This is a genomic window from Ruegeria sp. AN11, assembly GCF_056536005.1.
The window spans coordinates 1,051,710-1,073,592 of the sequence record NZ_JBQFJD010000001.1; the positions used below are offsets into that span (position 1 = coordinate 1,051,710).

Annotated in this window: 18 protein-coding genes and 1 tRNA gene; 11 read left to right on the forward strand and 8 right to left on the reverse strand. The window is 55.6% G+C overall.

The annotated features are described in order from the left end of the window. Positions 1–160: 160 nt before the first annotated feature. The 7 genes from ACR3EQ_RS05185 (at position 161) to ACR3EQ_RS05215 (ending at position 9,635) form a co-directional block, all read left to right on the forward strand. On the forward strand, positions 161–2,206 hold the full coding sequence (locus ACR3EQ_RS05185; RefSeq protein ID WP_480489999.1) for an ASKHA domain-containing protein: 2,046 nt from the start codon (positions 161–163) through the stop codon (positions 2,204–2,206). Between the two features lie 24 nt (positions 2,207–2,230). Then, positions 2,231–3,088, forward strand: coding sequence for a class I SAM-dependent methyltransferase (locus ACR3EQ_RS05190; protein WP_170614982.1), 858 nt, complete (start codon positions 2,231–2,233; stop codon positions 3,086–3,088). Positions 3,089–3,611: 523 nt separating this feature from the next. Continuing rightward, complete coding sequence (locus tag ACR3EQ_RS05195) at positions 3,612–5,669, forward strand: hypothetical protein (RefSeq protein WP_480490001.1); 2,058 nt, start codon at positions 3,612–3,614, stop codon at positions 5,667–5,669. Between the two features lie 68 nt (positions 5,670–5,737). Continuing rightward, positions 5,738–6,061 (forward strand): hypothetical protein, encoded by a 324-nt coding sequence (locus tag ACR3EQ_RS05200; RefSeq protein WP_480490003.1) that lies wholly within the window; start codon positions 5,738–5,740, stop codon positions 6,059–6,061. Further along, the gene (locus tag ACR3EQ_RS05205; RefSeq protein ID WP_480490005.1) at positions 6,024–7,148 is read left to right on the forward strand and encodes a hypothetical protein; all 1,125 of its coding nucleotides are present in this window, start codon (positions 6,024–6,026) and stop codon (positions 7,146–7,148) included. The genes ACR3EQ_RS05200 and ACR3EQ_RS05205 overlap by 38 nt, the downstream gene beginning before the upstream one ends. Beyond that, positions 7,145–9,196, forward strand: a complete 2,052-nt coding sequence (locus ACR3EQ_RS05210; RefSeq protein ID WP_480490007.1) for a glycosyltransferase — start codon at positions 7,145–7,147, stop codon at positions 9,194–9,196. The genes ACR3EQ_RS05205 and ACR3EQ_RS05210 overlap by 4 nt, the downstream gene beginning before the upstream one ends. Before the next feature lie 4 nt (positions 9,197–9,200). Then, on the forward strand, positions 9,201–9,635 hold the full coding sequence (locus ACR3EQ_RS05215; protein WP_170614977.1) for a hypothetical protein: 435 nt from the start codon (positions 9,201–9,203) through the stop codon (positions 9,633–9,635). A gap of 345 nt (positions 9,636–9,980) precedes the next feature. Here the strand turns inward: ACR3EQ_RS05215 and ACR3EQ_RS05220 are convergent. The 6 genes from ACR3EQ_RS05220 to ACR3EQ_RS05245 form a co-directional block, all read right to left on the reverse strand. Then, positions 9,981–10,054, reverse strand: a tRNA-Gly gene (locus ACR3EQ_RS05220). A gap of 49 nt (positions 10,055–10,103) precedes the next feature. Then, positions 10,104–10,931 carry a polyphosphate kinase 2 family protein gene (locus ACR3EQ_RS05225; protein WP_480490009.1) on the reverse strand — a complete coding sequence of 276 codons (828 nt, stop codon included), beginning with the start codon at positions 10,929–10,931 and terminating at the stop codon, positions 10,104–10,106. 126 nt (positions 10,932–11,057) lie between these two features. Further along, entirely contained in the window at positions 11,058–12,119 is a 1,062-nt protein-coding gene (locus ACR3EQ_RS05230) for a methyltetrahydrofolate cobalamin methyltransferase (protein ID WP_170614975.1), read from the reverse strand. Positions 12,120–12,128: 9 nt separating this feature from the next. Beyond that, positions 12,129–13,055: a methylenetetrahydrofolate reductase gene (locus ACR3EQ_RS05235; RefSeq protein WP_170614974.1), complete on the reverse strand. Its 927-nt coding sequence runs from the start codon at positions 13,053–13,055 to the stop codon at positions 12,129–12,131. Positions 13,056–13,082: 27 nt separating this feature from the next. Beyond that, on the reverse strand, positions 13,083–13,379 hold the full coding sequence (locus ACR3EQ_RS05240) for a virulence factor (protein WP_170614973.1): 297 nt from the start codon (positions 13,377–13,379) through the stop codon (positions 13,083–13,085). Between the two features lie 250 nt (positions 13,380–13,629). Next, the gene (locus tag ACR3EQ_RS05245; RefSeq protein WP_480490011.1) at positions 13,630–15,516 is read right to left on the reverse strand and encodes a PhoX family protein; all 1,887 of its coding nucleotides are present in this window, start codon (positions 15,514–15,516) and stop codon (positions 13,630–13,632) included. A gap of 180 nt (positions 15,517–15,696) precedes the next feature. On the opposite strand from ACR3EQ_RS05245, the gene ACR3EQ_RS05250 reads away from it, so the two are divergent. After that, entirely contained in the window at positions 15,697–16,809 is a 1,113-nt protein-coding gene (locus ACR3EQ_RS05250) for a Ppx/GppA phosphatase family protein (RefSeq protein WP_170614971.1), read from the forward strand. Then, positions 16,809–17,525 (forward strand): RlmE family RNA methyltransferase, encoded by a 717-nt coding sequence (locus tag ACR3EQ_RS05255; RefSeq protein ID WP_170614970.1) that lies wholly within the window; start codon positions 16,809–16,811, stop codon positions 17,523–17,525. The genes ACR3EQ_RS05250 and ACR3EQ_RS05255 overlap by 1 nt, the downstream gene beginning before the upstream one ends. Positions 17,526–17,527: 2 nt before the next feature. On the opposite strand, the gene ACR3EQ_RS05260 is transcribed toward ACR3EQ_RS05255, so the two are convergent. Next, on the reverse strand, positions 17,528–17,716 hold the full coding sequence (locus ACR3EQ_RS05260) for a hypothetical protein (RefSeq protein WP_170614969.1): 189 nt from the start codon (positions 17,714–17,716) through the stop codon (positions 17,528–17,530). A gap of 171 nt (positions 17,717–17,887) precedes the next feature. Beyond that, positions 17,888–18,751, reverse strand: a complete 864-nt coding sequence (locus tag ACR3EQ_RS05265) for a YihY/virulence factor BrkB family protein (RefSeq protein WP_170614968.1) — start codon at positions 18,749–18,751, stop codon at positions 17,888–17,890. Positions 18,752–18,910: 159 nt separating this feature from the next. Here ACR3EQ_RS05265 and ACR3EQ_RS05270 point away from each other — a divergent pair, with 159 nt between their 5' ends. Both ACR3EQ_RS05270 and ACR3EQ_RS05275 read left to right on the forward strand, forming a co-directional pair. Beyond that, a complete protein-coding gene (locus tag ACR3EQ_RS05270) occupies positions 18,911–19,990 on the forward strand; it encodes an AI-2E family transporter (protein WP_170614967.1) in 1,080 nt (359 codons plus the stop codon). A 236-nt stretch (positions 19,991–20,226) separates the two neighbouring features. Beyond that, positions 20,227–21,828, forward strand: a complete 1,602-nt coding sequence (locus ACR3EQ_RS05275) for an arylsulfatase (protein WP_321252850.1) — start codon at positions 20,227–20,229, stop codon at positions 21,826–21,828. Positions 21,829–21,883 lie beyond the last annotated feature (55 nt).

The window sequence follows — 21,883 nt, forward strand, 5'->3', positions numbered from 1 at the left end:
CAAGGGAAAGCCCCGCGTGCCAATAGTTTGCCCCGGTTGGCGGGCGCTCTGGTAAAAAACGACGCAAGCTGCGCAAAACGTGCCGCTGAATGCCCTTTCCCTTTGCGCGCAAACTCATATCTTGCCCGGCATACGCGCGAACACAAAAGGCAGGCCTTCTATGACCACCGACCCACTTGTCGTCTTTACCCCATCGGGCAAACGCGGGCATTTCCCCGTCGGCACTCCGATCCTGACAGCGGCCCGCCAGTTGGGTGTGGACCTCGATTCGGTCTGCGGCGGGCGTGGCATCTGTTCCAAATGCCAGATCACACCCAGCTATGGTGAGTTTCCCAAGCACGGCGTCACCGTGTCCGACGGCGCGCTAAGCGAATGGAACGCGGTCGAGCAACGCTATGACGACAAGCGTGGCCTGAAACCCGGTCGCCGTCTGGGGTGCCAGGCATCGGTCCAGGGCGATGTGGTGATTGATGTCCCACCCGAAAGCCAGGTCCACCGTCAGGTTGTTCGCAAGGCAGCCGCCGCCCGCGCCATCATAATGGACCCCGCGACGCGCCTGTATTTCGTGGTGGTCGAGGAACCGGACATGCACTCTCCTACCGGCGATCTGGAGCGGTTGGAACGGTCCCTGCGTGAACAGTGGAAGATCGACGCCGTGACGGCAGACCTGTCGCTGATGTCCAAGCTTCAGCCTGTGCTGCGCAAGGGAAAGTGGGAAGTCACGGTCGCCGTCCACAAGGGCCACAACGATAGCGTCGCGCGTATCGTCGAAATCTGGCCGGGTCTGCACGAAAGCGGCCTTTACGGCCTTGCCATCGACTTGGGTTCGACCACGATCGCTGCGCACCTGACCGATCTGGAAACGGGCGAGGTCAAGGCGTCCTCGGGCCTGATGAACCCTCAGATACGCTTTGGCGAAGACCTGATGAGCCGCGTTTCCTATTCAATGATGAACCCCGGCGGCGATCGGGAGATGACGAAAGCCGTGCGTGAGGCGATCAATGACCTGACTACCTCGATCGCGGACGAGGCCGGGATCGACGCGGCCTTGATCGTGGAAACCGTGTTTGTCTGCAACCCGGTCATGCACCACCTGCTGCTTGGCCTTGATCCGGTCGAACTGGGACAGGCGCCGTTCGCACTGGCCACATCCGAAAGCATGTCCCTGCCCGCCCGCCAGATGGATCTGACCAACATGAACCCGCGCGCGCAGGTCTATATCCTGCCTTGCATCGCAGGCCATGTAGGCGCGGATTGCGCTGCGGTTGCCTTGTCCGAAGAACCCGGCAAGTCGGAAGATCTGGTCCTGATCGTGGATGTCGGCACCAATGCGGAAATCCTGTTGGGCAACACCAGCCGCGTTCTGGCCTGTTCGTCGCCGACAGGTCCTGCTTTCGAAGGTGCCCAGATCACTTCCGGCCAGCGCGCTGCCCCCGGCGCCATCGAACGCATTGAAATCGATCCCGCCACCAAGGAGCCGCGCTTTCGGATCATTGGATCGGAAAAATGGTCCGACGAAGACGGTTTCGATCTGGATGTTGCCACAACCGGAATCACCGGCATTTGCGGCTCCGGCATCATCGAGGCCGTAGCCGAGATGCGCATTGCAGGACTGTTGGACGAAGGCGGCCTGATCGGATCGGCCGAACAGACCGGCACGCCGCGTTGCATCCCCGAGGGGCGGACGCATTCGTACCTGATCCACGACGCCAGTGCCGATGGCGGCCCGCGCATTACTGTAACCCAGGGCGATATCCGGGCAATCCAACTGGCGAAATCGGCGCTCTATGCCGGTGCACGCCTTTTGATGGACGAATTGAAAGTCGACAAGGTCGACCGCGTGGTGCTGGCCGGTGCCTTTGGCGCGCATATCTCGACCAAACACGCGATGGTACTGGGAATGATCCCGGATGCGCCGCTGGAAAAGGTTTCCAGCGCAGGTAACGCCGCTGGGACCGGCGCGCGCATTGCATTGTGCAACATCTCATCCCGGTCCGAAATCGAACGTGTTGTGCGCGAAATCACCAAGATCGAAACCGCTATCGAGCCGAAATTCCAGGATCACTTCGTCGCCGCCAACGCGATCCCACACAAATCAGATCCGTTCCCGGAGCTGGCGCAAGTTGTCACCCTGCCATCGCCATCGTTCAACACAGGTGGCGGAGATGACGAAAAATCTGGCCGGCGCCGCCGCCGGAGGTCATAATCCGGCCATTGACAGGGGGCCGTCATGACTACAGCAAATGAGGAGCAAGCTGAGTATTGGGGAAAATCGGTTCTTGGGGCCAAATGGTTGATCCACGAGGACCAGCTTGACCATCTTCTTGCGCCAGTACTTGGTCTTGTGCTGGAACGAGCAGAGCTGAAGCCGGGAATGCGGGTGTTGGACATCGGTTGCGGAACCGGAGCCAGCACAATCGCTTCAGCGCAAGAAGTCGGTCGGAATGGCCGCGTTCTGGCTGCCGATTTCTCACAACCCTTTGCACATCGCACGCGCGAACGTTCCTTGGATTTGGGGCTGACGCAGGTTGAAGTAGAATGCGCGGACGCCCAGACTTTTGGTTTTTCCGAAGAGACGCAGGACGCCGTGATTTCCCGTTTTGGCGTGATGTTCTTCGAGGACCCGGTCGCCGCCTTCGCGAATATGGCAAGTGCGCTGAAACCCGGCGGGCAGATGACGTTTGCAGCATGGGGACCATTGTCGGACAACCCCTGGTTCAAGCTGCCCCATATCGCGGCCACAAATCAGCTTGGCCAACCCCCAAAAGTAGATCGCTATGCGCCCGGCCCCTTGGCCTTCCACGATATCGAACATGTGACAGATATGATGTCGCGCGCCGGACTGTGCGACGTTCGCGGTGAAACCGTATCCCTGTTCCTTCACGGGCCGGACACACTCGAGGAAACTGCGGCACTGTGTATGCGCGTCGGCCCAGCCTCGCGGGTCATTTCTCATTTTGGCGCCTCAGACGAAGATATCGAGGCGATCCGGACCGCAGTCGCCGAAGCTTTCGCGACGTACGCCACAGATGATGGCATCCGCATCCCTGCTGCCATCAACCTGTTCCAGGCCCGCCGGACCACTTGAAGGCTCGAGGATCGAAACCGGGGCAACGCGTAGCATATTGCTTGTGAACTTAGTGCCCTGACTGACCACGCAAACGGGCGATACCAGCGGGCCTGTCGTTTCACAATAACCGGAACATTTCTACTGTGAACGCTCAGACATATATCTGCCAAGTTACGACATCTAGGACACTGACGCGGTGTCCACTCAGCCCCGAGAACGATCCGGCGCAGTGAACATGGCGACCTACCGGACGCGTATTGTGCCGCGGCGAACAAAACCGATGGCCCCGTGTTCACGGTTCCCAATGGTCGCAGACAGGCAAGCAGGATAAGGCTGGCATTTTTCAACTGTCCTCCGAGCTCCGAACCGTCCGTCAAAGCAGTTTGCGACGCATCCCGGCTGCTTACTTGTCTTGGACCAGCATTTTTAATAACCTCTTCTCGTGTATTGTTAGATAATTAGAGACTGTGCCAAACGTCTTTTTTTTGCTCTTGTTTCAATAATGTAGAGCATAGCGCAATGACCGTTTTGGGGGTTGCTTATGTCTAAGGTTAGCGACACGAGTACGCTACCTGAAGTTGCTGGTGATGGCGGTGATGACGCGTCACAAATTCATGATTTTCTGCAGTCAGAAGAATGGCAGCAGAAGATTGAAAACGCGCGGAAACAGCGGAAGAAAAAACTTGCGGAACTTGATGGGAACCGCAATGAAAATTCGGGCCGCAAACCTGATCAATCGGGAAAGGATCACTCAACCAAAAGGGTGAATGACTCCGGACCACAGCACTTGTGGGACAGGCTGGAAGAAGCGCGTAGGCGAAGGCAGGCGGTGCTTGCGCGTCCCTCGGCTGAAGCCGAAAAGCATGCGCCAAGTGAGTCGGACGTCGGTGGTGGTGAGCAAGTCGGCTATGGTGCTGGAAGAGCAACTGCCGCGCCTCCTGAAGTCCTGCAAAAGAAAACAGGCTCAGCGGCATCCGGTCAAAAAAGACATCAACAGCTTGCGCCCAGTATTGCGTCTTTGAATGGCGCAAATTCAGAAAGAAACAGTGGCTTTGAACGTTTGTTTCCGGTTGGGGATGTTCCCGCCAAAGACGACGAAACGAGTGTCGAACATGAGAGTCGTGTTCGCTCGCCCTCAAGTGCAGGCCAGCCGGTCGAAGATGCCGCTGAAAACATTCGCAGAAAGCTTAGTTTCCGCTGGCCCAAACAACAACCTCCGGACAGAGGCCGATTAACTTCAATAGCCATTGGGTGTGGAATTGGTGTCGTATTTTCATTTTCGACAATGTTTGTATTGGCCCGGTGGGAATCAAATAATGGAGAAAAACCATTCGCTTCCAGTAAATTGGATGTGGACACTTCCAGGACCAGTACACTGCCGGAAAAGAGTTCTACGCAATCAACCAGTTCGCAAATAAAGGGGCCAGAATTCCCGCCACGTCTGACGGTTTGGTCGTTGACACAACCGGATGCGTCGCCGAATTCGACTTCCATCGGAAATATTTTGGCAACGACAGAGAACTCAAGCATAGTCGCGTCTGCTTTACTCCCCATGAAGGAGATGTCGCCTGATCCCAAGCTGTTCGAACCAATGCTACCGCCGGTCGCTCCTTCGCTTCGTCCGGATCTGCTGACCCTTGAGACGCCAAAGCGGCCAATCGGGACTCCCGCCACACAGAATCCACAAGGCTCCGTCCTGAATTCAGCTTGGTCACACGATCAATTAGCGCAAGCGTCTTTGCATTTCAGAGCGTCAATCGTTTTGCCTGATGTTCCTGCGATCTTCGACAGTTTGAAAGCTGTTATCGCAAATGCGACTGATCCAGGCTCAAGCGCTCCCGAGATTTCAGTCGAGCTGGTCTCATTGGTCTATGCCGAAGACCAACCTTCAACGCTGAAACAAGCTGTAGCGTTTCGGTCTGCGCCAAGCGAAACGGAATTTGCCCTGAACAGCCTTGATAATCTACCGAAATTGAATCTCGTCATTCCAGGCAAGGTAAGTCCGCCGGACGCGCCTGATTCAAATGATCGAACAGGAATTGATCTAAGAGAGCTTTCAAAAGCCCCCATACCAAGAACAGAAGAAGTGTCGCCAAAATCAGTGGTCAGATTGCAAGAAAATTTGGAACCACCTTTAACTTCGTCTGAGACGACAGATGGCGCAGCAAAGCCTCGCGAGGACACTGAATCAGCGGAAGTGATTGCCAGCAGCAGCGGCGCAGAATTTAAGCTGTTCATACCAAACAGCCTTGGCGCACGGACAGTGAACTCAGTGGTCAATAACCTCGTAGCGGCAGGTCATGAGTTAAGTGGAACAGCGCGCGTTGGCTTTGGCGTTAAACAATCCAACGTCAGGTTCTATCACAAGGAAGATGCCGCTCAGGCAACGGCGCTTGCAGAAGATGCCGGTGCTTTGTTGCGCGATTTCACGGGCTCTAAGTCCAAGACGCAAAACGGCGTCGTGGAATTATGGTTGGCCGGCAATAGTGCTACGAAATCCAAAGTGAAAAAGGTTCGTCGCAGCGCTTCTGCTTCGGATCAAGTCGATCAGCTGAAAAGGCAGGTTTTAAGCAAACTAAAAACGGCGACAAACCAATGAATACCGGCCAGTTTCTGGTGTAAGAGGCAAAAACGATGTAGGTTAACAATCGGAGATCGGGGTTTAAGATGCCTAACTCTAAACTTGTTGCGATAGTAACTGCCCTATTGTTCTTACTACCGTCTCAGCATGTGCGTGCCGAAATTACATTGGAGCAATTGCTGACGATAGATCAGTTTTTGTCCGAGAATAACATCCAGGCTTTGTGGGATTATCTTCAAAAGAACCCGGACTTGTTATTGGGTGATGACGAATTATCACTTGAGTTGCGCAGTTTTTTTGACACCGTTTCACGGGGCCAGGTGGATTACGGTTTTGCTGGCAATACCACAAACAGTGCAGAGGTTTCACAGGTTGGCAGCGCTGCGCTTGCCACTTCTTCCCAGCACTGAAATCATGACGCAATTTCAAAGCATTCGATATCCTAATAAAGTGAAGATCGCGTATGTTATTGAGCCCCGCTTTTTAGGTGGCACTTCCATGGCAGTCGCTGCCGAACTGCGCGTGGCCACCGAGTTCGCTGATCTGGTGGTGCATGCGAGGACCTCCAAGATGTTTGGCAGCAGTCAGCATGTCGCGCCCGTGCTGCAGCGAGTGTTGGACGAGCTTCGTATTCCAATGGTTTGGGACGCCCCCCGGATATGCGCTGATTTTGTTATCTTGCACAATCCGTCTTTCCTGAAGTTTCAAAACTCTTTGAGCGCAGAGATTTATGCGCAGGAAATAGTCGTTGTAACCCACGAAAACTTCTTGCGTCCGGGCGGCGAAGAAAGCTTCGACGTTTCAAACTGCCTGGATCAGATAGACTTGTCGACCCTCGCACTTAGGAAAACGCTAGCGCCAATTTCGTCGTATAACCGTGAGACTGTTACAGGCTGGTTGTCCAAATTTCGCAGGGCCCGCCATTGGAATGTCCTGGAAGATGACTGGTTCAACATCTTTTTCAGTGACAAGGACGAACCATGTGAAAAGCCAAAGGACCGACGCGGTCGACACTCGCGGCCTGGCTTCGAAAAGTTTCCATCTGTCGCCGATCTTGATTTGTGTTTTCCCAAACACGCGAAGTCCAATGTCATTCTTGGTGCCAACGCGTTGATGGACACGAACATCGTTCGTCCGCATTGGACTTTGTTTCCATTTGACGCGATCAGTCTGGAAGATTTTTTTGAGATGATAGATTTTTTTGTCTACTTTACAGCGCCGACTTGGAGAGAGAGTTTCGGGCGCGTAATTGCGGAGGCTATCGCAGCCGGCAAGGTCGTCTTGACGGATCCGGAAACCGCAAAGACATTCGGAAATGCCGTAATCCCCTGTAGCCCCGGGGATGTGGACCGGATCATTTCTGACCTGATTTCGTCCCCCAACCGGTATCATGAGAAAGTTGCCGAGGCACAGCCGCTGCTTGAGCGCTACTCGGGCCAAAAATTCAAAGAGCGATTGGGCGCCATTCTGACCGCGGACAGAGAGGCGCTGACATGATTTTTGTTGAGGCGGGTACACTTTCAGTTCGGTCTTTTGACGCACAGTTGATATTTGCTCTGAAACTCAGAAAGCGTGGTTTCGATGTTTGCATCGATGCATCCTATTTTCCTGAGGATGCAGGGCGCGGAAGACACTACGAGGCTGCAACACTTCTCGCTGATACGGAGGAACTCGAAGCGGAAGCCGTGTTTATCCTCGGCGCGGAAGAAGTAGATGACCGGCTGCTTGCCTCATTGCGACAAAAGCAACTTGGGACGGATGTTCCGGTAATCGCAACTGGCCGGTTCAGTACTCAGCAAAGCTACATTAGTGCAAAAGCCCGTCTCGCGTTTGCACTGGGGCGCGAAGCAACGGTCATTGATCTATCGGACCTTCAGCCGCGTTCTATTTCACCTTCAGCTGTCAGCCCCCTGGTAACTGAAACCCGACCGATCACCCGGCCAATTGGTGAATTGGCGAATGTAACCGTCGTGTTGGGTTCCTTGGAGTTGGACGACTCTGAAACGTTGTCCTGTCTGTCCCGGATGAGCAATCAGGGCAGCTATGGCTTTAAGCTGGTTGTGAGCGGTGCGCAGAATGAGTTCCTAAAGGCGTCAAAATTCAACGATCTCCCCAGAGTTCTTTATACTGATCTTTCGCCTCTAACCCTCGCAAATTCAACGGATATCCTCGCGATGTTTGGGAATGGCATCGCAGGCGATCGGATGGCCGAGCTTGCGCTTGAAGTGATTGCAGCCGGTGGCGTCGTGATCGACTGCACCGAAGACGAGGTTTTGACATCGTCCGGAGCGCCGGCGTTACTTGGACCCAAGACGCTTTTTGCTTTGGACGGATACCTGATAGGGAAAATTATCGGGAATACACCACACATCGCTGACCAAACACGAAAGTCTCCGTGGCTGCGGACAGTAGACATATCCCGGCTCGAGACCGCCGCAGGGCTTAGCGCCAAACCGCGACCACCCAAGCGGACGTCGCCGAGAACCTTGTTCTTACCCACTAACGGAGTTGGGTTAGGACATGCGCAGCGGTGCACTGTGATCGCCAAGGCTTTGCCAAAACACATGTCCCCGGTGTTCGCGGCCTTCCCAAGTTGTGTTCCTATGGTTCGACGCGAGGGGATCGACTGTATACCGCTGGTCGCCCGATCAGACGTAAACGACGGTTCCAACGCGAATGACATCCTGACTTACCGGCGTTTGAACGCCGCATTACAAGAAGGCGACCGGTTCGTTTTTGACGGTGGCTATGTGTTCGATTCCGTCAATCGCGTAATCCGGGAACACAGATTATCCGCAGTCTGGATCCGCCGTGGCCTTTGGCCCAAGGGTCGGTCCCGACATATCATGCTTCGTCGTGAGGGCATATTCGACCGGGTCATCGTGCCGTCAGAGGCTTTTGAGGAGCTTAACGACGCTTACAGTTACGGTGAACATGTTCACAACATAGGGCCAATTTTTCGGCAGGTAGTGCAGTCGCCCGAGGACTCCGAAAACTTACGTGCGCGCCTGGCCGAGCGGTTTGGTCACGACTTTAAGCTGCTGATTGTCAGCATGTTAGGCGGAGGAGTTGCCTCTGACAGGTCCGCTCAACTGCAAGCAATCTCAGGAATGCTTGAGTGCCGCGCAGACTGCCTTCACCTGGTCGTAACCTGGCCCGGTAGCGCGGTTCAGGCAGCCGCGTTTGGTTGGAAAAATTCAAAGGTGGTTCATACTTTAGAGGCTACAAAGCTATGTCTATCCGCCGACTTGGTAATATCTGCCGCCGGGTACAATTCGGTCCACGAGATCCTCTACCACAAGATTCCCGCAATACTTATCCCACAGTCTGCGCCTTATTTGGACGACCAGGAACGACGCGCAAGAGCACTATCTGACCGCAATCTTTGCGCAACCATTACGGAAGCGGAATTCATGAAGCTGGAACGAACGGTACAGGTTTGTCTGGATGACGGGGGCGCGGAAGACTTTCGTACAACACTGCAACAAATAGAGCTGCCTGAATCCGGTGTGTCCGCAGCTGCTGAAATCATAGCGACGAGCTGAAAAAATGGCTGAAAACAACTGGTACAAGATAGTCAACACCTTCACGCCGGAACAACCGGCTAATTTGGATGACGTTATCCTCCGAGATCGAGCTACGCGGCAATTTGGAAAAGTTCTGTTCCCCGATATGGACTTACTTCCGTCAACCGCACTTTGGGAACGCGAAGTTGAGGACCACACATATATTGGCGTCAGGATCGTTGAGCCTTCGAAGTCTCCATATACTGTTGCAAGATTACTCGCCGCCGCAGCAATCGAAAGAAATGTGGTTCCGATTATTCTGAGCCGAGTTGATTATTGCGGGCTCGAACAGTTTGGTTTTCGAATTGAACGCATCCCTGACGAGGAAACAGCGGCACGGTCAGCTGAGGCAGAGGTCGGGAAATTCTGGAACTTTGCTATTGTTATCGACGGTCACGACGTTGCCAGATTGAGTTAGGCAGTGTTGAAAACATGCCGATGTTCCTGATCTGAACATCTGGTGCAGAAATTCAAAGGGCTTCCGAGACTACCTCCAAAACAGGATCGTCAGGCTGGTTCAAAGCGCCAAAGATTGGTGTCACTGTGCCTATTTGACGACCAGGTTTATTGCGGCACTCGATCAATCGGGCCAAAAGAGGTAGCTGATTGAAGACCACAGGTCAGCGGCGCAGACACGGTCAAATTGAAGAACCAGAGAATCTGATCGAAGATAACGCTGCATAATCTGCGTTTATCAAAACTCAAAATTTGCGCAGTGAAGGCGCACTTTATTAAAATTTTATAGACGCTTATAGTATTTTCTTGGAGCGGGTAACGGGAATCGAACCCGTAACAAGAGCTTGGGAAGCTCGTGTGATACCTTTTCACCATACCCGCCTCTTTGGCTGGCATAGCATCGTCGCCGGATCGGGATCAAGCAGGATCGTTACTCGGTGCGGGCACGCAGGCTTTCAATCAGCGATTGATCTACGTCTAATGCCTTGCCCGCCGCGTCCAGTGTTTGCCGGTCAAGGTGTTGCGGGTTCAGATCAACATCTTCTGCAAACGCCTTAACAATGACGTTCATAGCATTGATTCTTGCGTATTTCTTGTTGTTCGCGGGGATCACATGCCACGGCGCTTTCAGCGTCGAGGTTTTGGCCAACATTTCATTCACGGCGACCTCGGTTATCTCCCATTTCTCACGATTACGGAAATCTTCGTAGGTCAGTTTCCAGCGTTTCAGCGGGTTTGTCAGCCGTTGGGTGAAACGTTGCATCTGCTCATCCTCTGAAATGTGAAAGAACAGCTTCACAATCCGGGTCCCGTCATCCACCAACATGCGTTCGAAATCGTTGATCTCCTGATATGCTTCGCGCCAGCGTTTTTCAGGTGTAAGCTCCTCGATCCGTTCGACCAGGACCCTGCCATACCAGCTTCGATCAAATGCGGAAATTGCGCCCGAAGGTGGCAGACGTTCCCAAAACCGAAGCAGGTAGTGCCGGTTGAGATAGTAGTTTCGGGGCGCTCCGATCGGCCAGACCTTGAAACTGCGCGGGTCCAGCGCCTGACTGATCCGACGAATGGTTCCGCCCTTCCCTGCGGCGTCCCAGCCTTCGAACACAATCACGCCTTTCAGGTCGTGGAACAAAAAAGCCTGCTGTATCTTTGCAAGCTGCGCCTGAAGCCCCTCAAGCCGCTTGAAATACTCCTTTTTGGTCAGTCTCTTGCTGAGGTCCGCATCGGACAGTTTTGGTGGAATATGTTTGGTCATGAAATCACCTGATCGCAGCGTTCCGATCACGATATTCTGCGGCAGCATGGAAAAACAGCATTGATCAATATCAAAAAGAAAAGGCCGGGTGGAGAACCCGGCCTTTTGAAAAAAGTCGCAAACGGTTCAGGCGCGGCGACGACGGCCACCACCGCGACGGCCACCTGCAGCACCGGCTGCACCGGCTTCTTCCGGGTCTTTGTTGAACCGGATCCACTCTCCGCCATGCGCGTCATTGTTGGTCAGCAGGTTGGCAGCACGAATGGCCTCCATTTCCTTACCAGCGCGTGGCTTGGTCGAGCCCAGACCGAACATCTGAACAAAGGCCTCATCATCCATGCCCTCAGGCAGGATGATTCCAGCCGCCGTGACCTGCTCTTTCTTCTCTGCGATCTTCTTCTGCGTCACCGGCAGCGCGACCGGGTTCATGATCGCCGAAGTCATGCCAGCGCCCATCGCCATCGGCAGGAACGCGTTGTTGATGCCGTGGCGGTTCGGCAGACCGAACGAGATATTCGACGCACCGCAAGTGGTGTTCACGCCCAGTTCCTCGCGCAGGCGACGGACCAGAGCGAACACCTGCTGACCAGCAGTTGCCATCGCGCCGATGGGCATGACCAGCGGGTCGACGACGATGTCATGCGCAGGGATGCCGAAATCGGCGGCGCGCTCAACAATCTTCTTGGCCACTTCGAAACGGACATCGGGGTCTTCCGAGATGCCGGTGTCATCATTCGAGATCGCAACAACCGGAACGTTGTATTTCTTGACCAGCGGCAGAACCAGTTCCAGACGCTCTTCTTCGCCAGTGACCGAGTTCAGCAGCGGGCGGCCCTGAGCTGCCTCAAGACCGGCTTCCAAGGCTCCGGGAACCGACGAGTCGATGCACAGCGGCACTTCGACCAGACCCTGCACCAGTTCGACGATCTTGCGCATCAGCGGCGGCTCGGTCTCGTTCGGGTTGGGGTTCGAGTTGTAGACAACGCCTGCATTGATATCCAGAACGGTCGCGCCTGCAGCAACCTGAGCGATGGCGTCCTTCTCAACGGTCGAGAAGTCCCCCGCTTCCAGTTCAGCGGCCAGTTTCTTGCGGCCGGTCGGGTTGATCCGCTCACCGATCACACAAAACGGTTCATCAAAGCCCAGAACGGCGGTTTTTGTTTTTGATTCTACGACTGTACGGGTCATGTCCGTTCCTTAGGAGTTTACAGGCTGTGCCGAAGCGCCGCCGTTGTCGATTGCCCAGTTGGCGTTGGTCTTGATACCACCAAGCGGGAAGAAATGTACGTTGGTGATGTTGAAGTCAGGGTTGGCGGCCTTGTGGTTGGCCAGCTCGGTCACAACATCGGTCGGCTCATAGGGCAGCAGAAGCTTGGAGACATCCATGGCACGCTTCTGCAGAACCTTCAGAGACGGGCCGACACCACAGGCAATCGCGAATTTGATCAGCGTCTGCAACTTGGCTGGTCCAGCGATACCAATGTGGATCGGCAGATCAATGCCCGCCGCTTTCAGACCGTCGGCCCATGCGATGATCGGCTTGGCGTCAAAGGCGAATTGGGTTGCCAGCGCCATCTCCGCGTCGGTGGTTTCACTGAACTTCTGTTTCCAGCGCAGCGCGTCGTCGACATTCTTGGTCGAACCGTCCGGGTCGATGTCCTTGTTTCCCTCGGGGTGGCCGGCAACGTGCAGACGTTTGAAGCCTGCCTTGTCGAACAGGCCAGTTTCCAGCAGCTGCATCGAGCTGTCAAAATCGCCGTGCGGCTTGGCAACACCACCGGCCAGCATCAGCGCCTGATCGACCCCTGCTTCGCCCTGGTACATCGAAATCCAGTTCTCAAGCGTCGCGGCATCCTTGATGATGCGCGCCGGGAAGTGCGGCATGACCGGATAGCCTTCGGCGGCAATGCGCTTGGCGGTTTGGACCATGTCTTCGATCGGTGTGCCCTCGATATGGGCGATGTAGACGCGGGTGCCTTCGGGCAGCAACGCGCGGAAATCCTCGACCTTCTCGGCGGTGCGGGGCATCACCTCGATCGAATAACCTTGCAGAAAGGCTTCGACGGTCGGATTCACCGGGGCCTTCTCGGCCACATCACGTTTCTTGAAATTCAGCAAAGCCATTGAGGCCTCCCTTTGTAAAAACCGGGCCTATGCCCAACCGTCGTTGGCGATCAGGGCCTTGATGCGGTCCTGATCGTATTCCGTTTCAAGGCGCACGGCCTCGGCTTCGGCGATTTCTGCCGGATCACCCTCGACCTCGAACGGGTCGGCCTTGCGCCATTCGGCCAGGTAGGCATCACTGTCCTTGGCATTTACCTTCATCGCAGCCCGGTCAATGGCTTGCTCGAACCGCTCCTCCAACTGCCGCTTGGCGCCACGCCGGCCTTTGCCAACGATGACCTGAGCGGGGATGTCGCGCCAAAAAACGATTGTGACGTCAGGCATCGCCTTTGATTCCTCCTTACCAGATGGACCGGTTCTAAACTTCAATATGGGCTCGGGTCGGTCGGTTTTCGACACACAACGCTTTTCAAGCGACCTTTTCGGCCCACAACGGGATACCGCGGGTTCTAACCCGTTTCGGTGCTCTGCGGGCACCTCAAAATTCTCAAGTTCTCGATGAAAACGGCACATAAACAGAAATTCCCCGGACCAAACCTGCCGTCCGGGGAATGATTCAACTCAGACGCGGGGCTTAACCGACCAGGCCACCGTCCTCGCGCGTGATGGCGATGATCGCCGAACGCGGCACCGAGTCACCGCCTTCGGGCCAGTGGCTGTTTCCATCCTCACCCGGGTGCTGAATGCCGACAAACATGGTTCGGCGATCCGGAGACCAGCTCAGACCGGTGACCTCGCATTCATTGGGGCCAACCAGAAAGCGGCGGATCTCACCTGTCACCGGGTCCCCTGCCAGCATCTGGTTGTTGCCTTGGCCGGCAAAGTCACCGTCGTTGCCGTAATTACCGTCAGTCTGGATCCAAAGCAGGCCATTGCTGTCAAACTTGAGGCCATCGGGCGAGTTGAACATGTTGTCGGCGTTTACGTTGTCGGATCCGGCATAAGCGTCACTGTGCACCGTGGGGTTGCCCGCCAGAACGTACAGATCCCAGCCAAATCCAGCGGCGGTGTGGTCCCCGCCATCCGGACGCCAGCGAACGATCTGACCATAGTTGTTTTTGTCCCGCGGGTTCGGGCCATTGGCGGATGTGTCGTCGCCCCCAGCATTCGGTTTGACGCCTCGGTTCTTGTTGTTGGTCAGGCAGCAGTAGACCTCGGGCGCATTCGGGTTCGAGGCGACCCATTCCGGGCGGTCCATCGTAGTTGCGCCCACCGCCGAGGCGCCCAGGCGCGTGTGAATACTGACCTCGGCCTGTGAAGCCAGCCCGGTGGTCTCGGGCGTCAGCTCCAGCCACTCGCCGGTACCATCATCGTTGAACTTAGCGACCGAAAGCGTCCCGTTTTCAAGCAGCGCATTGGTATCTACTCCAGCCGCATAGACGCCGTCGGATACAAAGCGATACAAGAACTCGCCACGTTCGTCATCGCCCATGTAAACTACGATGCGACCATCGTTGTTGACCACGGTGTCAGCGTTTTCGTGTTTGAAACGGCCCAGGGCGGTCAGCTTACGTGGGGTCGAGTTGGGATCTCTCGGATCGATTTCGACGACATAACCTGCGCGGTTTGGTTCGTTGGGGTTCTTTGCGACATCGAACCGGTCGTCGATCCTTGCCCAGCCGTAACCCCAATCTTTGGCGGACACGCCGTAACGCTTAAGCTCGGCACTGGTTTCGTGGTTTTCATCTTCGGCCGAGAAATAGCCGTTGAAGTTCTCTTCACAGGCCAGATAGGTGCCCCACGGTGTCATCCCGTTGCCGCAATTGTTCCATGTCCCTTTGCAAGCTGTGCCCGATGGATCGGCTTCGGTTTTCATCAGGTCATGACCAGCGGCGGGCCCGGTGATCGTCATGTCGGTCTGCGGAGTGACGCGGCGGTTATACGGGCTGTCCTTGACAATGCCCCACTTGCCGTCGGTGTTGGCAATCTCAACAACGGTGACACCATGTGCCATCATGCCTTTGGCCACGTCATCGTCAGATGCCGGCTTGGCGTCAGGGTTGTTGCCCCAAATGATATCGCGATTGGTGTATTCATTGTTCACCACCAACAGCACGTGTCCATCATGGAAGAATACATCCTGTCCGTCGGTGTTGTCGCCGAAGGCGCGTTCCTGACTTGCACCAGTGCCGCGCGTGGCGTGATCAAACTCGGGCGCATCCGACCACAGCGGATCGCCCCAGCGCACCATGACCTCTGCCTTGTAACCGGCGGGCACAACGACATCGTCCGCTGTGGATACAGGGATCGCGTCGAACGAGAAACGGTTGGCAGCGGCACGCGCGCCTGTCGGCAGAATCGAGCCCCCAACCGCAGCAAAGCTGCCCATCGCCAGAACACTTCCCATAAATCCACGGCGCGACAGGGCGCGTTCGACGACGCGGTCAAAATCACATTCCTCTGGGCGTGGGTTTATGAGTTCATCATACTCGTCAAAAGAAAGGGTGCGCTCGTCTTTCATGGCAGACTCCGTATCTGGCTGTAAGCTTGTAAAGAACCCCGAACAGGGTTCTGACAAGACAGGTTGCACTTCAGTGTGAACGATGCGTGACATTCACCTTAAATTGAGTTTTGAAATCACTTGCACGACGGCGATGTGCCGCCTAGGGTCAGGTTAACTCGAAAATCGGAGGGCGTGAAGATGGCGCCCAAGCGTCCCAAAGGTGCGGGCGCGTTCCCGAAAGCGGTCGAAAGCCCCGCGCCGGCAAAACCCGATCCGGATGCACTATATGCGGCACTGGATCTGGGAACGAATAGCTGCCGCATGCTGATAGCCCAGCCCAAGGGCAGCGGGTTTCATGTGGTAGACAGTTTCTCCAAGTCCGTGCAACTGGGTGCGGGGCTTGAACGCACCGGACGTCTGTCTCGGGCGTCTATGGCGCGTACCGTTCAGGCGCTCAGGATTTGTCAACAGAAGCTCAAACGGAACCGCGTCAAGCGAATGCGCCTGATCGCGACCGAGGCCTGTCGGCGCGCCAAGAACTCGCGCGAGTTCATCCGCCAGGTCAAACGCGAAACCGGCTTGACGCTGGAAATCATACAGCCCGAGGAAGAAGCCCGTCTGGCAGTCATCTCCTGCGCTCCGTTGGTATCGACCAAGACCGAGCAGCTGCTTGTTGTAGACATCGGTGGCGGTTCGACCGAGCTGGTGTGGATCGATATCTCATCCGTGCCGCGCCGGGATCGCCCTGCTGCAATCATGCGTCTTCACAACGGCTTTCACGCGGCTGAAAGCCCCTTTCCCGCTGCCAAGGTGGTGGATTGGATCAGCGTTCCGCTGGGCGTTGCCACTTTGCGCGATCAGTTTCACGATGTCGAAGACGACTCGGCCCGCTTTGCCCTGATGAGTTGGTTTTTCGAGGAAAACCTTGCCGACTTCGCGCCCTACAAGGACGAACAGGCGCGGGAAGGCTTCCAGATCGTCGGCACCAGTGGCACGGTGACAACCGTTGCGGCCTCGCATCTTGGTCTTAAACGGTATGACCGGACGAAAGTGGACGGTCTGCGCATGACCAGCGATCAGATTGACAAAGTCATACGTGGGTATCTAGAACTCGGCCCTCAGGGTCGGCGCCGGGATCCGCGCATCGGCGATGACCGGCAGGCCCTGATCATGTCCGGCTCGGCCATTTTGCAGGCTTTGTTACGATGCTGGCCCACCGACCGTCTTTCCGTGGCGGACCGGGGGCTGCGCGAAGGTCTGCTATATGCACAGATGAGCGCGGACGGCGTATTGGAAGACGGACCGTTCTGATGGCGAAGACACCAACTGGCAAAAATACCTCGGGTCGCGGACAGCGCGACCTTAAGGTCAAGGTCAAGACTGCACGCGGGCGCAAGCTCAGCTCGACCCGCTGGCTCGAGCGGCAGTTGAACGATCCTTATGTGAAACGCGCACAGGCCGAAGGCTATCGTGGGCGTGCCGCATTCAAGATATTGGAGCTGGACGAGAAATTCCGCTTTCTGGTTCCGGGTGCCCGTGTCGTGGATCTGGGCTGCGCACCTGGCGGCTGGCTGCAGGTCGCGGTCAAACGGGTCAACGCGCTGGGCGAGAAAAGCGGCAAGCGGATCGGTACTGTTCTGGGTGTCGATTTACAGGAGGTTGAACCGGTCGCCGGTGCGACAGCTCATGTGCTGGACTTCATGGAGGACGACGCTGACCAGAAGGTCAAAGACTGGCTGGGCGGCAAGGCTGACGTGGTAATGTCAGACATGGCCGCTGCATCCTCGGGGCACAAACAGACCGACCATTTGCGGATCATGGCGCTGTGCGAGACCGCAGCCTATTTCGCATTTGACGTTCTCGAGGAAGGCGGCACCTTTGTCGCCAAGGTTCTAGCCGGCGGCGCTGAGGGCGATCTACAAAAGCTGTTGAAACAGAAATTCGAGAAGGTGGCTAATGTCAAACCACCTGCATCGCGGTCAGATAGTTCGGAAAAATTCGTTGTCGCAACTGGATTTAGGGGCTGAACTCAATCGTCCAGGAGTATCCGGTTTCCGCTTAGGCGTTGTTCGCGGAAGGAGGCGGTGGCCATCCCCTGAATAAGCAGAGCTTCACCGTGATTGATGTAAACGGGCGGTCTGGCCTGTAGTTCCGCAATCCGCTGATCGATTGTGACGCGGCGTGTGCGCTTTGGTTCGGGCGCTGGTTGTTCTGGCATGGCTGACCTCATGAAGAATGCCGGGATTTGTACCCTGCCCTGAGATTGCCAGCGGAATTTGCCATCAACATGGCGCAATACAGGCGCTGACATGCCGAACAAAGCGGCATTTCACGCCAAATGCCTCCTATATGCGAGCAAACAGGTCGCCGGCAGCGCGCCCTTCTTTTGTTAGTCTTTCGCTTGGGACTCGTTTTCAAGATCCATCAATGCACCGTTGAATTCCGCCCCCAGGATCAACATGGCGGCGCACAGGTACAGGAAAATCAGGGCCGCCATAGCCCCAGCAAGACCGGCATAGGTCGCGCTGTAAGTCGCGAATTTGCCGATATAGATGGAGAAAGCCCATCCGCCTGCGGCCCATAACGAAAGGGTCAGAAATGCGCCCGGCAGAATCTGAGTCAACCGATGCCGACGTGTGGGCAACACCAGATGTGCGATGATCACCAAGCCCGCAGGCACGGCAACTGTGAAAATCCAGCCCAGCCTGTCCACGGACAACCACCCTGATACATCAACGGCCGTGTTTTCCGTCACCAGCCTTGTGTAAAAGGGAAGCACAACTTCTACCATTGCGATGATCAGAACGGAGGCACCGCCGAGGATGACGAGGCCGATACACAAAAGCCGGGTCTTCCAGAACGGCCAGCTGTCACTGTCATGATAGGCTTGGTTCATAGCGGCGCGCACAGCGGCCACCCCGTTTGACGCAAAATAGATGGCGAGCAAACCGCCCAGCGTTATGACGCCCGAGCCGGCGTTGTCCAGCACCGCGCGCAGTTCGGCAACGATCGGTTTGGCCACATCTTCAGGCCACGCTCCGAAAATCAGGTCGATCAGATCGTCAGTGACGTAGCCCTGCGACAACGAACCAGCCAACGCGACGGTGAAAAGGACAAAGGGAAACAAGGCCATCATCAAGGACATGGCGACATGGCTGCTCATCACAAAACCATTCTTGTCGACGAACCGCCGGATTGCCAACCACAGGGCACGAAGCGGACGATCAAACGAGGGAATCATGAACGCGTGCATGTCGCGAGTCTAACCCGCATAAGTCTTGCAAAGAACCCGCGTGCAGGCCTGTGTTGCCGAATAGACGCGTATAAATGCCTGAGCGCATTGCATAAACCCGCCGCGCTGTGCAGAATCGGACCGTGACCCTTAACAAATGTACCGGAAACTGTTCGTTCCATGGATCTGAAAGCCCAAGAATCGAGTGACCGCCCCATGCTCAGGCTGTCGGTTCTGCGAGACATTGTGATTGTCATCACTCTGATCGTGGTTGGCCTATATGCCGGTTCCGCATTCCTGATTCCGCTGACCATGGCGTTGCTGATAAACGTTCTGATCATTGCCCTCAGCGACCGGGTGATAGCCGTTACCCGCGCACCGGTCTGGCTGGCCAACATTGCCGGTGTGACCGTGGTTTTGGCAGGTCTGTTCATGATCATGTACATTGTGGGCAGCCAAGCCACGCAGTTCGCCCGTTCTGTCACCACATACGAAAGTCAGTTCGACGGCGCGGTAGAGCGCGTCACAGGGTTGGTCGGCAACGATGTCACGAAATTCATACGGGACAATCTGGTCAGCCTGGACATGACTTATGTGGCCCGGATTCTGCTGGGCAGCGCCACCTCTCTGCTCAATCACTTCTTTCTCATCAGCCTATACGTCGCCTTTCTGATGGCCGAACGACTTGCTTTTCGCAAAAAGATCCAACTGGCCGCAGGCAACCCGTTGGCCGGGGCCGAGTTCGCCGCAATTCTGGACGCAATTACCGACAGTCTTCAACGCTATGTCGGTGTCAAAACCTTTATCAGCCTGATTACCGCCGGCATCAGTTATGCGGTGTTCCGGCTTCTTGGCCTTGAATACGCTGAAACCTGGGCTGTTTTGACATTTGCGCTGAATTTCATTCCCTCGATCGGATCCATCATCGCCGTTGTCTTCCCGGCCATGATTGCACTGGTTCAGTATGAAACCATCGGCCCGTTTCTGATCATCGTTTTTGGCTGCGGCACCATCCAGTTTCTGATTGGCAACTTCCTGGACCCTGCCCTGCTGGGAAGATCGCTTAATATGTCCACGTTTCTGGTCATACTGGCCCTGACCTTCTGGACAACTGTTTGGGGCCTGATCGGAGCATTCCTGAGTGTACCGCTGACCGTCTGCATTTTGATCGTTTTCAGCCATATTCCCGCATTGCGACCGGTTGCAATTCTGATGTCACTGGACGGGCAATTGGGTGAAGATGGGTCCGACGAAAAGTAGTTAACTTGGTCCGGTCACCCCTCCGCTAAGTTTAACCTGAAATTAGTATATTTTAATCTTCCTATGTGATAGTTCTGCCTTCGCAGGTACAGTTATTCAATCATTTCCCGAGGCTCTCTCAGAAAAAGAATTCAATACGAGAATCAGCGCCTTACAAATGATGTTTCAGCAGTTTTCCGGCTGAGACCTCAATTTCGAAACGACCGGGTTCCGACCCGCCATTTCAGGAGCGTAAGATGTCATCAGAAGAACTCAGACCAACCCCACTATTACGTAGGCTAGCTGCGGCCACATTTGCCGCGTGCCTTGCAATTCCGGCATGGGCACAGAATGAAAAGCCCAATATCCTTGTGATATGGGGTGACGATATCGGTCAATCCAATATCTCGGCCTATACGATGGGTTTGATGGGTTACAGGACACCCAATATCGACCGCGTTGCCAATGAGGGTATGATTTTTACCGACTACTACGGTGAACAGTCCTGCACCGCAGGCCGGTCATCTTACATTATGGGTCAATCGGTTTTTCGCACCGGCCTGTCCAAGGTTGGCCTGCCTGGCGCAAAAGAAGGGATGCAGGTCGAAGACCCGACAATTGCGGGTTTGCTGAAGGACCACGGGTACGTCACCGGCCAGTTCGGCAAGAACCACCTTGGCGACCGGGATGAGCACCTTCCCACAAACCACGGTTTTGATAAGTTTTTTGGGAATCTCTATCACCTGAACGCCGAGGAAGAGCCCGAACATGAAGACTATCCCGGAGACGCGGTTTTGCCCGACGGGCGCACCTTCCGCGAGGCTTATGGCCCGCGCGGTGTTATCCGCTCGACCGCAGGAGGTCCGATTGAAGACACTGGTCCGCTGACGAAAAAGCGCATGGAAACGGTGGATGAGGAAACGCTCGAGGCTGCCATAGAGTTCATTCGCAAGGCCAATCAGGATGGAACACCCTTCTATGTCTGGTGGAACGGCACCCGCATGCATTTCCGCACCCATGTAAAAGAGGAAATGCGCAATCAGGCAAATGAGATCATGGGCGGCGTGGCCGATGAATATACAGCCGGCATGATCGAACATGACATCCAGGTCGGTCAGTTGCTGGACCTGCTGGACGAACTCGGCATCGCCGACAATACAATCGTCCACTATTCCACCGACAATGGCCCGCATTACAACACCTGGCCTGATGCGGCGTCGACCCCGTTCTGGGGCGAAAAGAACACCAACTGGGAAGGCGGATGGCGCGTACCATCAATGGTGCGCTGGCCCGGCAAGATCGAGCCGGGTTCTGTGACCAATGAGATCGTGCACCACATGGACTGGCTGCCGACATACCTTGCTGTCGCCGGTGATCCGGAGATCAAGGAAAAGCTGATGGCCGGCTATTCCTCGCCCGCGATGGGTCGCGATTACAAGGTGCATCTGGATGGCTACAATATTCTTCCGCTGTTGACAGGTGAAACCGCTGAAAGTCCGCGCCGGGAGGTGTTCTATTTCACCGATGACGGCGACCTTTCGGCTTTGCGGTTCGATGACTGGAAGCTGATCTTTCTCGAGCAGAAAGCATGGGCAACCCTGCGCGCCTGGATGGAACCCTTCACCCCGCTGCGCGTCCCGATCATCGTGAATCTGCGCCGCGATCCGTACGAGCGTGGCTATCGCACGTCCAACACATATTACGACTGGATGATCGACCGGGTCTATTTCCTAGTGCCTGCCCAGCAATATGTCGGGCAATTCCTGAGCACGTTCCAGGAATTCCCGCCGCGGCAGAAAGCTGCCAGCTTCAGCCTGGATCAGGTGATGGATAAACTGTCAACGCCAACCAGCAACTAAAACTGCAAACAACTCGGGGCCGCCTGCAAGGGTGGCCCCGGTCATTTTGAACGGA